Origin of the sequence: Arthrobacter sp. FW306-07-I (assembly GCF_021800405.1) — a bacterium.
Taxonomy (GTDB): Bacteria; Actinomycetota; Actinomycetes; order Actinomycetales; family Micrococcaceae; genus Arthrobacter.
The window spans coordinates 3,321,623-3,336,167 of the sequence record NZ_CP084550.1; the positions used below are offsets into that span (position 1 = coordinate 3,321,623).

General features: G+C 65.3%; 11 protein-coding genes. 3 read left to right on the top strand and 8 right to left on the bottom strand.

The annotated features are described in order from the left end of the window. Positions 1–20: 20 nt before the first annotated feature. Complete coding sequence (locus LFT46_RS15395) at positions 21–2,798, bottom strand: S8 family peptidase (protein WP_236820262.1); 2,778 nt, start codon at positions 2,796–2,798, stop codon at positions 21–23. 158 nt (positions 2,799–2,956) lie between these two features. After that, positions 2,957–3,136, bottom strand: coding sequence for a hypothetical protein (locus LFT46_RS15400; RefSeq protein ID WP_236820263.1), 180 nt, complete (start codon positions 3,134–3,136; stop codon positions 2,957–2,959). 656 nt (positions 3,137–3,792) lie between these two features. Between LFT46_RS15400 and LFT46_RS15405 the strand changes: the two genes are divergently transcribed. Together LFT46_RS15405 and LFT46_RS15410 are read left to right on the top strand one after the other, a co-directional pair. Continuing rightward, complete coding sequence (locus LFT46_RS15405; RefSeq protein WP_236799272.1) at positions 3,793–4,647, top strand: hypothetical protein; 855 nt, start codon at positions 3,793–3,795, stop codon at positions 4,645–4,647. 377 nt (positions 4,648–5,024) lie between these two features. Beyond that, on the top strand, positions 5,025–5,783 hold the full coding sequence (locus tag LFT46_RS15410) for a peptide ABC transporter substrate-binding protein (protein WP_236799274.1): 759 nt from the start codon (positions 5,025–5,027) through the stop codon (positions 5,781–5,783). A 93-nt stretch (positions 5,784–5,876) separates the two neighbouring features. On the opposite strand, the gene LFT46_RS15415 is transcribed toward LFT46_RS15410, so the two are convergent. The 3 genes from LFT46_RS15415 to pdhA are packed head-to-tail and all read right to left on the bottom strand — an operon-like array spanning position 5,877 to position 9,759. Beyond that, complete coding sequence (locus tag LFT46_RS15415; protein WP_236820264.1) at positions 5,877–7,409, bottom strand: dihydrolipoamide acetyltransferase family protein; 1,533 nt, start codon at positions 7,407–7,409, stop codon at positions 5,877–5,879. 2 nt (positions 7,410–7,411) lie between these two features. Next, positions 7,412–8,533 (bottom strand): alpha-ketoacid dehydrogenase subunit beta, encoded by a 1,122-nt coding sequence (locus LFT46_RS15420; RefSeq protein ID WP_236820265.1) that lies wholly within the window; start codon positions 8,531–8,533, stop codon positions 7,412–7,414. Then, positions 8,530–9,759 (bottom strand): pyruvate dehydrogenase (acetyl-transferring) E1 component subunit alpha, encoded by a 1,230-nt coding sequence (pdhA, locus tag LFT46_RS15425; protein ID WP_236799279.1) that lies wholly within the window; start codon positions 9,757–9,759, stop codon positions 8,530–8,532. The genes LFT46_RS15420 and pdhA overlap by 4 nt, the downstream gene beginning before the upstream one ends. Before the next feature lie 142 nt (positions 9,760–9,901). Here pdhA and LFT46_RS15430 point away from each other — a divergent pair, with 142 nt between their 5' ends. Further along, positions 9,902–10,381, top strand: coding sequence for an Lrp/AsnC family transcriptional regulator (locus LFT46_RS15430; protein ID WP_373462155.1), 480 nt, complete (start codon positions 9,902–9,904; stop codon positions 10,379–10,381). A gap of 303 nt (positions 10,382–10,684) precedes the next feature. On the opposite strand, the gene LFT46_RS15435 is transcribed toward LFT46_RS15430, so the two are convergent. The 3 genes from LFT46_RS15435 to LFT46_RS15445 form a co-directional block, all read right to left on the bottom strand. Then, entirely contained in the window at positions 10,685–10,897 is a 213-nt protein-coding gene (locus LFT46_RS15435; RefSeq protein WP_236799281.1) for a hypothetical protein, read from the bottom strand. 242 nt (positions 10,898–11,139) lie between these two features. Then, the gene (locus LFT46_RS15440) at positions 11,140–13,605 is read right to left on the bottom strand and encodes a hypothetical protein (RefSeq protein WP_236820266.1); all 2,466 of its coding nucleotides are present in this window, start codon (positions 13,603–13,605) and stop codon (positions 11,140–11,142) included. A 6-nt stretch (positions 13,606–13,611) separates the two neighbouring features. Then, positions 13,612–14,286: a peptidoglycan-binding protein gene (locus LFT46_RS15445; RefSeq protein ID WP_236799284.1), complete on the bottom strand. Its 675-nt coding sequence runs from the start codon at positions 14,284–14,286 to the stop codon at positions 13,612–13,614. Positions 14,287–14,545: the final 259 nt, after the last annotated feature.

Consider the following 14,545-nt stretch of genomic DNA (forward strand, 5'->3'; position numbering starts at 1 on the left):
CTGCGGCGGAACGCCGGCTGTCAGCCGGGCAGGAAGTACCCCGAGACGTCCGCTACCAGGTGCGTACTCCCCGAAGACCGGTTGAAGAGGCTGACTTTGCCATACCAACCAATGGGCACTGTGACGGAGTTGGCAATGATCTGCCCGGTCGAAAAGTTGACACTGGAGACGTCCGGCCGGAACTTCCCGGTGGGATACGCGGTGATGTAGCCGAAGGAGTTTGCCTGGGCCACCGTCAGGTTGAACACCACGGCGGTTGCCCCTGCAGGAATCCCGTGCTCCCCTGTCACCTGGAACGCCGCATCCTTGTCCGGTTCGGCCGGGTAACCCTGGCGGGTGTCCAGGAAACGCGTGGGGACCATGGGCTGGAAGGTGCCGCCTGCCGTCGGCTTCCCAGCCAGGTAATAGCCGGAGACGTCGGCCACCAGATGCGTGGCACCGCTGGAGCGGTTGTAGAACACCACTTTGCCGTCGGCGCCCACAGGGACAGTGACGGAGTTGGGGATGATCTGGCCCCCCTTGAAGTTGATGTTGGAGGCATCCGGCCGGGCCGCTCCCGAGGGATAGGCGGTGATGTAGCCAAAGGATTTCGCCTCGGCCACCGTCAGGTTCATCACCACAGCGGATACGTTGGCGGGGAGGCCGTTCCTGCCGGCCACCTGGACCGAGGTGGTGCTGTCGGGCGCCACCGCAGAGCTGGTCCGGGTGTCCAGGAACCGGGCCGGTGCAATCGGCTGGAAGGCACCGCCCGCCGTCGGCGTTCCGTCGAGGTAGTACCCGGAAACGTCAGCCAGCAGGTGCGTGGTGCCCGATGACCTGTTGAACAGCGTCACCTTCCCATCAGCGCCCACCGGAACCGTCACCGAGTTGGCCACGATCTGGCCGGTATCGAAGTTGAGGTTGGATGCGTCTGGGCGGGCTGAGCCCGATGCATAAGCAGTGACGAAGCCGAAGGACCGGGCTTCGGCCACTGTCAGGTTGAACACCACTGCCGAGACTTTGGCCGGAATTCCGGACTGGCCGGCCACTTGGAAGGAGACTGTGCCGTCCGCCGGAACCGGAGACCATTGGCGCGTGTCCAACGCACGGAAGGGGGTGACGGTAATAAGCGAACCGGGAACGGGTGCAGTGGTGGTGGCGAACGTGTAAACCCACTGTGAGGTGGCTCCGGCCGCCATGGTGTAGCCGGGCAGTGCCCGGGCCGAGACTGTCACGGTGCCGGAACCTGCGCGCACGCCTGGCGGGACCACGTTTCCATCCCGAAGGTACTCCACGCCCTGCTGCGTGGGGATGGTGAAGGTGTCCTGGGCGGTGCCGTCCTTGTCCGTGAACGTCACCGCTGCGGGGATGACAGTGTTGGCGGGCAGGTCGGCGGAGGTGAAAGCAAGGGCCTTTGCAGCATCTGCCAATCCGGCGCCGCAGCCTTCGGGGCAGGCAATGGGCAGTGGGCGTGCAGTGGCTTTGAGCCGCTTCTCCACCATCTCGGGGGTGAAGGTGCTGCCAATTTCGGACATCATCATCGCGGCGATGGCGGACACGTGTGGAGCCGCCATGGAAGTTCCCTGCAGGAATTCGTACGCCTCACCCTCCGGTGCCGTGTACCCGAAGTTGGAGGTTGACAGGATTCCCGAGGTGTTGTCGACGTCAAGGTCACCGCCGGGAGCGGTGATGTCGACGGCGGCTCCGTAGTTTGAGTAGTTGGCGCGGGCACCGTTGCGTCCCGCCGCGGCCACGCTGATGACGTTTTGGCAGTTTGCCGGGCTCATATCTGCTGCGGGGCGGTTCGCGTTTCCTGCTGCCACCACCACTGCGGTGCCGGCGTTGTAGGCGAAGTTGATGGCATCCTGCTCGATGGCGGAGCACGTGCCTATGCCGCCGAGGCTGAGGTTGACCACTTGCGCCCGGTTAGGATTCGCGGGAACACCGGGGACGGTTCCGCCGGCAGCCCAAATGATGGAGTCCGCCACATCGGAGGAGTAGCCGCCACAGGAGCCAAGGGCCCGCACGGGGAGGATCTTTGCCTCAGGAGCAGCGCCCGTGATGCCGTCGTTGTTGTTGCCCGCCGCTGCAATGGTCCCTGCCACATGGGTCCCGTGCCATGAGGAGATGGACGCCGGCGTTCCGGCGCCGCACTCATCCGTGCCCATCCAGTCGCCCTCATCCTGCGGGTTGGGATCGCGCCCGTCACCGTCGCGCGCCCAGTCCGCGTTGGACATCATGTCGTAACCAGGCAGGACTTTGGCATTCAGTTCCGAGTGGCTGGTGATGCCGCTGTCCACCACGGCCACCACCGCACCTGTACCGCGGTTCACGTCCCAGGCGCCAGGAGCCAGGATGCCGGAGGCGTCTTCCCACAGGCCCCACTGCGCAGTGTAGCCGGGGTCATTGGGGGCTACCGCTGTCGCCTGCACAACGACGTCGGGTTCGGCGGACTGGATAGTGGGATCTGCCCTGAGCGCAGCCAGGAAAGCCGTGGCGTCCGCGGCAGCGAGGGGCTTGCTGGTCTTGATGACCTGCGCTCCCGTGGCGGCGGACCTGAGGTTTCGGGCGGAGATGCCGACTTTTCCGGCCGCTAACCTGGCGGCTTCTGCCGTGGCTGTCGCCTCGGAGGCGATCCCCCGTCCCCCCTTGATCCGCACGATGAACTGATCCGTGGGGACAGCGGCAGGGGTTGACCGCGGCGGTGCGTCCCGAATGGGCAGTTCGTCTGCGTGTGCGGGGAGGGCCATCAGCGCGGCATTAGCCACGACGGCGGCCAGCACGGTTGCGGCGGCAGCCAAGGGCCGGAAATGGAACATGGGCGGGCATCCTCAGGGACGAGCGCCAACCCCAGGACGGCTCAGCGCGGACAGCCGGGAATCACCAGCTGACCCCCGCCCCGATTCTAGCCACAAGAGGCCAGCAGCAGGACCCCCAAAAGCGCTATAAAGCCAAATCCTTGGAAAAACCTTTGCTGCTATTGGATCAGGTAATGGCGCTCGTCAGCATTTGCGGCAGGTTTGGGAAAGACTGCACGGGACAGCGCCTTTACCCCGATTGCCGGAAGCAGAACTGCAGCGGCAGTGATGGACAGGGCAGTCCAGCCCAGGTTTTCGAGCGGACCGAGCTTGGGAGCCTGCAAAGCTGAAGTTGGCAAAGTTCTGACCCTTTTGTGAGACCGGGGAGGCATGTTCCTGCGGGGCGTGTTTCCGGAAGGAACGCCGGGCAGGCCCTCCCAGGTGTCCGCCCAAGCAACAGGAATTATCCTCACAAGGTTACGGCATGGGCCCCATTGGAAGGTTAAAACCGCCAACCGGAGCAAAACCCCCTAATCTCCCGTAATCAACATTTTCAGGACCTTTGCTGTGGCGGCAGGACCTGAGCAAGGGGCAATATCGACAGTGTCGGACAGTCGACTCTGCCCGGCACTGATTGTCGTTATCTGCGTGCCCCTAAAGCTTGACGCGGGGGCGGCCCAGGCTGTCCCTTAAAGTTCCTGCCTGGGCGACCGGGAGGATGGATCGCATGGACCGAAAGCGGCAGTGGAGGTGCCTCCGCAACAGACCGTCCGCGCGTGACCTGCCTGGCCGACGGACGCCAGTGCCGCGGCGGCTGCTCGCTGTTGTGCTCGCAGCATGCCTTCTCCTGGCAGGATGCATACCGTCGCCACCCCCGGATAGAGCGGCTCCCTCCACAACTTCGGGACCTCCCGGTAAACAGTCGAAGCAGATCCACGGGGGTTTTCTTTTCGGTGTGGGATCACAGGCCTATGGCGCCCTGGACAAGCCAATCGTCAAGGAAGTGCCAGTCAACATGATTACCAGTTGGTACAACTACCGGACCGACATGGCGTTCTTCGACAAATTCCGCACCTCCGTGACACCGCAGATCTACGCCGCAGGGAAAGCCATGCATCTGGTCATCTGGGATGGATACACAACCGATACTTGGGGACCGAAAGGGTGGCCGGACGCCGGCATGGTGCAGACAAAGTACGGGAAGGTCTGCGGCGCCAGCTACCCCTTGTCACGGGAATTCCAGGCCGACATGGTGCGGTTGGCAAAGAACACGGGCGGCCCAGCAGACGGCCCGCCGCTGTACGTTTCCATGTTCACCGAATTTCAGACCTACCCGTGCCACGAGGACGGGAATTACTGGGACACGGGCCAGAACTACTACAGAGCCTTGAAGGATGCCTACCGCGAGGCCAAAGACACCTTCCATAAATACGCCCCCAATTCAAAGGTTGCGCTGACCTGGGGCGGCTGGGCTGCCAACTTCGATGACCCGGCAAGGGGCGGTGGAAGGTCAATGCTTCCGTTCTTCAAGGACGTCATGGATGGATCGGACTTCCAGTCGTTCCAGGCAATGGGCAACAGCGGGAACGTGGAGCAGTCCACGTGGATGGTGAAAGCACTCCACGGCTACGGCAACGGCTTTTCACTGCTGGCACACTACAAACCCGACAATAACTCCCTGGCTGTCTATGATGCCGACATGGCCGGTTTCTTCAACGACGTCAAAATGGCGGAACTGAAGGTAAACGGGCTGTTTGGGTTCAGCTTCATGGAGCAGGACATGCTCATGTCCAGCGGATCCCGGTATGAGCAGGCGAAGGCCGCGATCAGCAAGTACCAGGTGCCTGCCCCGCCCTGGCCGTTGACGTGAGTTCATCCAGGCACTCCGAGGTCGAGGCTAAAGTTCTGCTAATAAATCAAGATGATGAACTAGCCAGCCTGACGATACCGGTGATGCGATGGTGTCCTTTGAGCGTGAACACTGTACTGCTCCTTTCATGCGATGCCACCCCGCGGGGGACGGCTGGGTTTCCTGACCGTTTTCCGTTCAGGCTTTCGCCGGTTCGGCGAGGAATTTGTCGAATGACCGGTGGTGTGATCGGTCCTGCGAAAGAGCTCCGGGTTCCGGTGCTTTGATGTCTCAAGAATCCCCCAGGAGGCTTAATCGATCCTTAAGCTCTTCCGGGCCCGCCAACGCCACTCAAGACCTATAAAAGTGACTTTCAAACCCGGAATGCTGCCAGGCCGGTGGCCGTCAACGCAGCCCTGGTAATTCCGCCCTATAACGCAAACTTCCAGGGCGAAGCGGGGAAGCTGCGCCGCCGGGCGTTATCCCACGCCATCAACCGGGAAGAGATCACCCGGGTGATCTTCAACGGCACACGCACGCCCGCCACAGAATTCACTTCGCCGGTACTGGACGGCTACTCGGATTCGATTCCCGGTAATGATGTCTTGAAGTTCGACGCGGACAAGGCCAAGAAACTGTGGGAGCAGGCAGAAGCCCTAAAGCCGTACGACGCCGGCAAGCCCCTCATTTTCACAACGAACACTGACGGCGGCAACAAGGAGTGGGTCGATGCCGTCGCTAAAGGCATGGAAAACAATCTGGGCATCAAGACTGCGGTCCAGGCGCTTCCCAGATTCGCGGATCTTCTGAACCTGCGCGTGTCGCAGTCCCTCCCCGGCCTGACCAGCACCGCCTGGCAAGGCGACTATCCCTCGTTGTACAACTTCTTGGGCCTTGAATGGAGTACAGGGGCATCTGCGAATCTTGAAAACTTCTCCTACCCCGAGTTCGATGGGTTGCTCGAAGAAGGCCTGCGGTCAATTGACCCGGCACAGGCCAATGCAAAGTTCAACCAGGCGCAGGAAGTGCTTTTCAGGGAACTGCCCGCGTTGCCGCTTTGGTACAACAACCAGCCTCTGGTGTGGAGCAACAGCGTCCTGGCAGCCGAGACCGGCTGGAACGGCGTCATCCTCTACTACAACGTCAGGGCCAAGTAACGGCGACCGCCTGAAGAAGTACGACGGCGGCACGCGCCACCGTCGTACTTCTTACCCATATTTATACGCGTCGAGCGGGGCCAGCGGCGCGGCTCAGATGTCCGCCAGCAGCGAGGTGGGGTTTTCCATCGCGTCTGCCACGAAGCGGAGGAAGCCGCCGGCCGTGCCGCCGTCACAGACCCGGTGGTCGAACGTCAGCGTGAGTTCGGTGACTTTGCGGACGGCCAGCTCGCCGTTGACCACCCACGGCTTGTCGATGATCCGGCCCACGCCCAGGATGCCCACCTCGGGATGGTTAATGATGGCCGCGGAACCGTCAACGCCGAACACCCCATAGTTGTTCAGGGTGAACGTGCCGCTGCCCAGCTCGGCCGGCGTCGCCTTGCCGTCTCGGGCCACCTGGGTGAGCCGGCGGATCTCTGCGTCGAGTTCGCGGGCGCTGAGCTTCTCGGCGCCGCGCACGGAGGGCACCACCAGGCCGCGGTCGGTCTGCGCCGCGAAGCCCAGGTTGATGCCCTCGAACGACACGATTTCCTGCGACCCGTCCTCAGCCGTCTCGATCCGCGTGTTCAGTTCCGGGTACTTCTTCAGCCCCGCGGTGACGAACCGGGCGATGAACGCCAGCAGGCCGGGAACCTCGGCGCCGTTGGCCTTGAGTCCCTCCCGCAGTTCCATCAGCGCGGTGGCGTCAACGTCCACCCAAACGGTCGCCTCCGGGATCTCCGAGCGGCTGCGGACCATGTTGGTGGCCACGGCCTTCCGGACACCGCGGACCGGCGTGCGTGCAGAAATGGGAAGTCCGGTGCGGGAGTCGGTGGCCGAGCTCGCCGAGGATTCGGCCGGCTGAGCAGACGGACGCTCCGGCGCTTCCACAGGCTTGGCCTCAGGTTCAGCCACAGGCGCTGCGGTCCGCATCGCAGCCTCCACGTCGCGGCGCATGATCAGCCCGCTCTCGCCGGAACCCGAAAGCTCTCCCAAGTCCACGCCGTGCTCGCGCGCCATCCGGCGGACCAGCGGCGAGATGACGGCGCCAAGCTTGCCCGGCACCCGGGTCCGCAGGAGGGTGAGCTCGTCCTCCTTGGACAACTCCGCGGCAGGGGCCTCGGTCCGTTCAGCCACCGCCACAGAAGACTTCCGCGCACGGGTCCGCCGGGCAGCACCATGACCGCCTGGAGTGCCGTATCCGATCAGCACATTCCCGGACCCGGCCTTCTCCTCTTCCCGGTAGGTCTCGGCTGCCGCCTCCGACGCAGCCGACGCGGATGATGCCGCCCCGGGAGTGGCATCGGGCCTTCCTGAGCCGGACGACATGCTGCTTGCAGCATGGTCGTCCGGCGAAGGGGCGGGGGCGGCATCATCCGCGTCGTTCCCAACACCGACGGAGAGCGGCATAACAGAGATGAGCGGCTTCCCCACGTCCAGCGTCTCCCCCGGCTGCCCGTGGAGTTCGGTGACGATCCCGGCGTAGGGGGACGGCACCTCCACTGCGGACTTGGCGGTCTCCACCTCGGCGATGGGCTGGTCAACGGCAATCTCGTCGCCCACGGCCACGTGCCAGGACACGAGCTCGGCTTCAGTGAGGCCCTCGCCCAGGTCGGGCAACAAAAACACGCGTGGTTCGCTCATGGTCAGTTCTCCCACTGAAGGTCGTCAACGGCGTCGAGGATGCGGTCCACGCCGGGCAGGTAGTACTTTTCGAGTTTGGGCGCCGGGTACGGGATGTCGAATCCGGTCACGCGGCGGATGGGCGCGGCCAGGTAATGGAAGCAGCGCTCCTGCACCCGGGCCACGATCTCGGAGGACACAGATGCGAAGCCGTGCGCCTCGGCGATCACCACGGCCCGGCCGGTCTTCCGGACAGACTCGCACACCGTCTCGTCGTCGAACGGCACGATGGTCCGCACGTCGATGACCTCCAGCGAGCGCCCCTCCAGCGCAGCGGCCTCGGCAGCGGCCAAAGCGGTGGGCACGGACGGACCGTAGGCAATCAGCGTCGCGTCCGTGCCGGGACGCGCGACGGCGGCACGCCCCTCAGAGCCAAGTCCCGCCGTCGTGCCGTCCCCGCGGGAGTCGTGGAGCCGGCGCAGCTCGCCCAAGTCCACCGAGTCCTTGGTCCAGTACATCTTCTTGGGCTCCATGAAGACCACCGGATCGTCGGAGTCGATGGCTTCGCGGAGCATGCGGTAGCCGTCCGCCACTGTGGCCGGGGTGTAGACCTTCAGGCCGGCCGTGTGGGCGTAGTAGGACTCGGAGGAGTCACAGTGGTGCTCCACTCCCCCGATGCCGCCGCCGTACGGGATGCGGATGACCATGGGCAGTTTCACCATTCCGCGCGTGCGGTTGTGCATCTTGGCCACGTGGCTGACGATCTGTTCGAACGCCGGGTAAGCGAACGCGTCGAACTGCATTTCGATGACCGGCCGCATGCCGTTGATCGCCATGCCCACGGCCATGCCCACGATGCCGGACTCGGCCAGCGGGGTGTCGAAGCAGCGCTGCTCGCCGAACGTGGCGGTGAGCCCGTCGGTGATGCGGAAGACGCCGCCCAGGAGCCCTACGTCCTCGCCGAAGACCAGCACGGAGGAGTCTGCCTGCATGGCGTCGGCCAGGGCGGTGTTCAGTGCCTTGGCCATGGTGACCGGCTGCGGGCCGGCGGCTTCGGCGGACGCAGCAGCGGAAGCGGCGGCCCGGGCGGTGGCGGCGGAAACGTTGCCGTTGGCCTCGGACGAGGTGGTGATGGTGGGGCTCACTTGCCGGCCTCCTTCGAATCAGTTGCTGCTGCATCCCTGGCCAGCTCGTCGGCAAGCATGGCGGACTGTTCCTTCAGCTGCGGGGTCTGCCGGTCAAAGACGTGGCGGAAGAGTTCCTGCGGGTCCACGGGAACGTCCTCGCTGAGGCCTTCGCGCAGCTGTGCGGCAACCGCCTCGGCGTGCTCGCGGATCCGGGCCTCGCCGTCGTCATCCAGCAGCCCCCGGTCCGTCAGGTAGGTGCGCATCCGGTTGACGGGGTCCTTGGCCCGCCACTCCGCAACTTCGCTGTTTTCCCGGTAGCGGGTGTCGTCGTCGGCGTTCGTGTGGGCCTGCATGCGGTAGGTGTTGGCCTCCACCAGCAGCGGTCCGGAGCCTTCGCGGGCGAGCTTGACGGCTCGGTCCAAGACGGCGAGAAGAGCGACGACGTCGTTCCCGTCCACGCGTTCGCCGGCCATGCCATAGCCCACAGCCTTGTGCGCGAGCGACGGTGCCACGGACTGGTGCGCCAGCGGCACTGAGATGGCGTACTTGTTGTTCTGCACGAAGAAGATGACGGGCAGGTGGAAGACGGCGGCGAAGTTCAGGGCTTCGTGGAAGTCGCCTTCGCTGGTGGCACCGTCGCCGCACATGGCCAGCACCACAGTGTCCTCGCCGCGGAGCTTCGCGGCGTGGGCCACCCCAACGGCGTGCAGCAGCTGGGTGGTCAGCGGCGTGCACTGGATGCCCACCTTGTATTTGAGGGGGTCGTACCCGCCGTGCCAGTCGCCGCGGAAGATGGTCATCACCTGCACGGGGTCCACACCGCGGGTCATCACGGCGACGGCGTCCCGGTAGGTGGGGAACATCCAGTCACCGTCGGAGAGGCACAGGGCGGCGGCCACCTGGCAGGCTTCCTGCCCATGGCTGGAGGGGTAGACGGCCATGCGGCCCTGCCGGACCAGGGCGGAGTTCTGGTCGTTGACGCGGCGCCCGACGACGAGGCGTTCGTACGCTTCGAGCAGTTCCTTGTCGCCGGGCACGGGGTATTCGTGGCCGGGCTGGGTGCCCTGCTCGCCTTCGGGCTTGAGCCGGCCGTCCGGGTCCACCATCTGGATCTGGTGCCGGGCGGGGAGCATGTAGTCCTCCACCGTGATGCCGAACTTCTTTACAGCCTCGTTCAGCGCGTTTTCCGGCGCTTCCTGCGGGCTGGCGGTGTCCGGCACGGTGTGGTCTGCGGAGATCGTCATTGGTCCGTCCTTCGGTAGCCACTATTCGCTCCCAGTATGGTCCTGCAGCAGGTTTCGTATCCAGCACCTGCGCAGATCGTGGAGAAGCTGCTCCAAACTGCCTACTATGGGAGACGATTTGTAACTGTGACGTGGATTACCGATGGGGGCCGTGGACAAAATGCCGGGCAAGGACGCTGCAGCCGAGGTTGCGCTCGATGACATCGACCGGCGGATCATTGCCGAACTGACCCGCGACGGCCGGATGTCGGTGACGCAGGTCGCGGAGAACGTCCACATTTCCCGGGCCCACGCCTACTCCCGGATCTCCCGGTTGACTTCCGACGGCGTGCTGACCCGCTTCACCGCGCTGGTGGACCCGATCAAGGCCGGGCTCAAGTCCTCCGCCTATGTGACGCTGAAGCTGAAGCAGGACTCCTGGCGCGAACTCCGTGACCAGCTGGGCGCCATCCCCGAGGTGCACCACATCGCACTGGTGGGCGGCGACTTCGATGTGATCCTGCTGGTCCGCGCCGTGGACAACATCGATCTGCGACGGGTCATCTTCGACCAGCTGCAGACCATGCCCGGCGTGCTCGACACGCAGACGTTCCTGGTGTTTGAGGACGTGGATACGCGGTAGGTGGCTGCTTCCCCGCAGCCAGGCTGATTTCCGGTGGACCACCCAGACCCAACCAGCATGGATTCACGCAACTTCATCAAGCCTCACCCGCCTGATCCGGCCACTGCCGCCAGCCCTGACCACCCCGCCCCGCGCTGGCTTCGGCTATACACCTTTCGGTGGTCGAGCCGCCAATGAGTTTTCGACGCGCATGTTTCATTTCGCGCAGCAAATGTTGTGCGCGCTCGGGAATCTGCGTGTCGACAAGTGGGATGCGCGTCGGAATGAAGAAGCTGGCCGGATATGGGGTCGTGCCGACTACTGCTATCGCTGCTCCGGGATCCAGTCAGGTGCATCCAGCCCCAAGCCCGTGAGGTTGTCACAGCGGACCAGCTGGGAGCCGATGCGCTCCAGCGGGCAGTCGACGTAGGTGTTGAGGACGTCGTCATCGGAGGCGGTGGTGGCCGAAGCCGGAACTGCGGAGAGGAAGATAGCCGGGAACACGGCAGCAAGAACCGGAAGATTCTTCCTGTTCATGGTTGTCTCCTTGGATAGCAAGGGCGACTAAAAGGGCAACCGCCGGACACACGGGCGGCGCGTCTGGGGTTCCCAGCCCATGCCCCAAAAATGAACTGCTGCCGGGCAGGACGCTCCGGCAGCAGTCAACATACTCGCGCGGCGAACCTCGCATAAGGGTTGGCTGCACCCCATTCGCCCCGGCGGCCTACCCATCCCAATGGCGGGATCGTCGGTGGGGCATGGTCGGGGTGCCCCCTCCCCTACCCTGCGCTGGACGTAGGCGCCGGCGCCGGCGTCTCTCCTCCCCCGTAATCCACAGTTGGTGCCGGCGTTGCGTAGTCAACGGACGACGTCGGCTGCCCGCTTTCCATGTATTGGCCCGCCGGTGCGGTGGCCACCTGAGTCGCTGCCGGGGCAGGTGCATCGGCAGTGGCGGACGGACCATCCTGGGCAAGGGTTGAGGTAGGGGCAGGGGTTGGACCACTGCTGGGGCTGACCGCAGCAGGGGACGTCGCCACAGAAGTTCCCCCGGAAACCGAAGCTCCCTTGACGATGGCCGTAATCTGCTCCTTGTACCCATTCAGCGTGGCCTGGATCTCGGAGAGCGGGACGTTCTGGATGTTCCTTCCGTACTCAGCGATCTGCGCCCACAAGGCCTCAAGCTGCTGTCTGCTGTCTCCGTCCAGGGGCTTGTCAAGCGTCAAGACCAGCTGGCTGGCCAGGGCATACGTCAGGCAGTCCAGGCAGTTGTAGTTGGCCGCCGCCGAAAGGTTCTCCGGGACAATCACATTCGTCTGCCCCACGATCAGGACCACCTGGAACCCCACCGCCACGGCCGCGCAGCCCGAGCAGTTGGCAAAGGCGTAAGCCTCATTGGTGGTGGTGACCGGCTCCCCGTCGTCTGCCCACACCAGGGCGAAGGCCACGCTGTACTTCACCGAGCCGTCGGTGGTGTTGACGGCGAGCGCCTGGTTTCCGTCGGCGGCCGGGGCGGCCGGCCTGTCGAACGGGAACACCCAGGACGGGGCGGCAGCCGAAGCGGCAGCAGAGGGAGCATCACCCCCGGGAGAGGCGGCGCCAGGCTCCGCCACCGGCACCAGCACCATGCTCAACTGGGGCTTGTCCCGCGTGGGCTTCACAGCACCCGCCGGCCACAGCGCAACAGTCTGACCGGAAGCACCCTCCCGCAACGCCACGCCCGCACGCGCAGGCTTGGGCAGGACGGCCCGCGTTGCATCACCCAACGTCCCGCGTTCGTATGCCTGCACCGGACGGTACGTCCCGCCGTCGGGCCACCATGCCCAGGCGAGCCCTGCCAACAAGGCGGCCACGGCGGCCATGGCGGCCGTCCGCTGCACGGCTTTGCCGCGGGTCTTCTGCCACAGCCCGGTCACCAGCTGCCGCAGCAGCCGCACCACGATGTACAGCACGCCCAGCACCGGGACCGCCACCACGACAATGGCGAGGGCGCGCACGGCCGCGCCCACGGGATCGCCGGTGGCGAGTGATGCCGCCAGCGCTTCCTGCTGCTTGCCCGCGCTGGCCCACCCAGTGGCCAACAGCCGCGGCAGGGACAGCACCATCATCACCATGCTGAACAGCAGCACCGGTACGGTCACCAGGACCCAGACGGTGACCACCGTGCGCGCCCAGGGCTTGAGTACCTTGCTTTCCGGGTTTCCCCAGCGCCAAGGAAGGATTCCCAGGAGGGTGGGCTTGATGCGCTGGAACAGGTCGGGCACGCCGGTGGCGTCTGCCAGGATGTGGTAGCCGTCGTACTTGACCAGCGGGATGAGCTGGCGGACCATCTGCAGGATCTGCGTGACAACCACCAGCAGGAGCGCGTCGAAGCCGGTGGCCCACCAAAGTCCCATGATGGCGACGGCCACGATGGCGTTGAAGTACAGGCCGCCCAGGTCGGTGCGGATCCTGCCGCCCCGGCCCAAGCGGTAGGAATCGGTGACGTCCGTGAAGAACGCCGGCCAGAGCAGGTAGAGCCCGGCGCCCATGGCCCCGGGTGTGGCTCCGCCCTTGCGGGTGGCGGCGGCGTGGCCGAACTCGTGGAAGCCGGCCGACAGGATGGTGACGGCGAGGATCAACAGCAGGAGGGCGGGCTGCTCAAAGGCCTCATGGGTGGCCGATCCGAGGCCCTTGACCATGAGCACCCACCAGCAAGCTGCAAGGAACGCCGCCGTCACGGCCACCACGATCAGCGGGTTGAACAGCACTGCGAACGGTGCCGTGATCCTGCGGGTGCGCTCGGGGTCGGACACGATGTAGCGGAAGCGCAGGCCCAGCAGCGGGTTGGACTTTTTGACCTCGGGCTGGCTGCCGTCGGCCAGCCGCAGCAGGCCCAGCGGCAGCAGCTGCTTGTCCATCAGCGTCCGGACATTGTCCGCGCTGACCAGCCGGCCCGAAGCTTCGCTGACGTGCCGGGCGATGCCGTCAAGGTCGTTCGTGCCGTCGGCGGCCTCCAGGACCAGGTACAGGAGCCGGGTCAGCTGGAGGGTCTGGCCGTCGGCGCGCCGCACCAGGGCGGGCGGTTCACAGTAGCCGGACCCCTCTGCGGTGCCCAGGAGCTGGACGCCGTCGGCCCGGGCAGGAAGGTGGGCAGCCGCCGTCGTACTCTGGCCTGACGGAATTTGGCCCGACGGATCCGGGGCAACAGAAACGCGTGACGACGGCGGGCCCGCCTCAGGAGGCGGCCCGCCGTGGATTTGGGTCATGTTTGCTTACTGCTGCAGGTCGGACTGCTGGCCCGCGGTGGCGTTGGCCTCGCCGTCGATGTGCTGCGAGATGGTGGCGCTCTGGTCCGAGATGGCGTAGGCCCGGCTGTCGATGGAGCCGATGTTGGCGGCCACTGCGGCGTCGATGGGGGCGGCAACGTTGGCGTTGGCGGCCACGGCGCCGTTGATGGGAGCGGCGATGGCGGCGTCGGCGTCCAGGTTCACGTCGACGTTCAGCAGGTTGCCGTTCAGGGCGCCGCCGACGGTGTCCGTGAGCCCGCCGGTGCTGGTGGGATCCGTGACCGTGCCAGCGGTAGCGTCCGCGGTGCCGGCGTCGGTGGTGCCCGTATCAGTGGTGCCGTCACCCTGGCCGATCACGCTGTCCTGGGTGGAGTCGGCATTGGCGTCGGCGGTGATGCCCTGGTCAATGGTGGCGTCCTGGCTCGAGAGGGCCTGCGCGTCCGAGCCGTAGGAGAGGATGTTGGCCGAGGCGGCGGCGTCGATGGGTGCTGCCACGTTGGCGTTGGCGGCGACGGCCAGGTCGATGGGTGCCGCTGCGTTGATGCCCAAGTCCAGGTCCGCATTCAGGTCCAGGACGGACGCCACTTCCTTGTCCGGCAGGGCGGTGGCCTGCTCCGACATCAGTTCTTCATCGGTAAGGGGACGCATTTCGTTGTCCATACTTGAAAAACCTCCGGTGCAGCGCGGGTGCTCTGCCCCCAGCGGACAGCTCGCGCCCCACAATAGTAAGCATGATTAGTAGTTTTGCCTAGAAACCCGGGGGCCTTGCTAGGGCTAAACAGGAGGCTGCTGACCTGCGGCGATGTGGCCTCGTCGTGCGGGAAGCGGCGATTCCCAGCCTATTCCCAGCCGCAGATTCAGTTCCCGGCCCCTTCGCTGGGTATCTGATTTCCTGGACGGTAGGGCGCCGCCCGGGAAG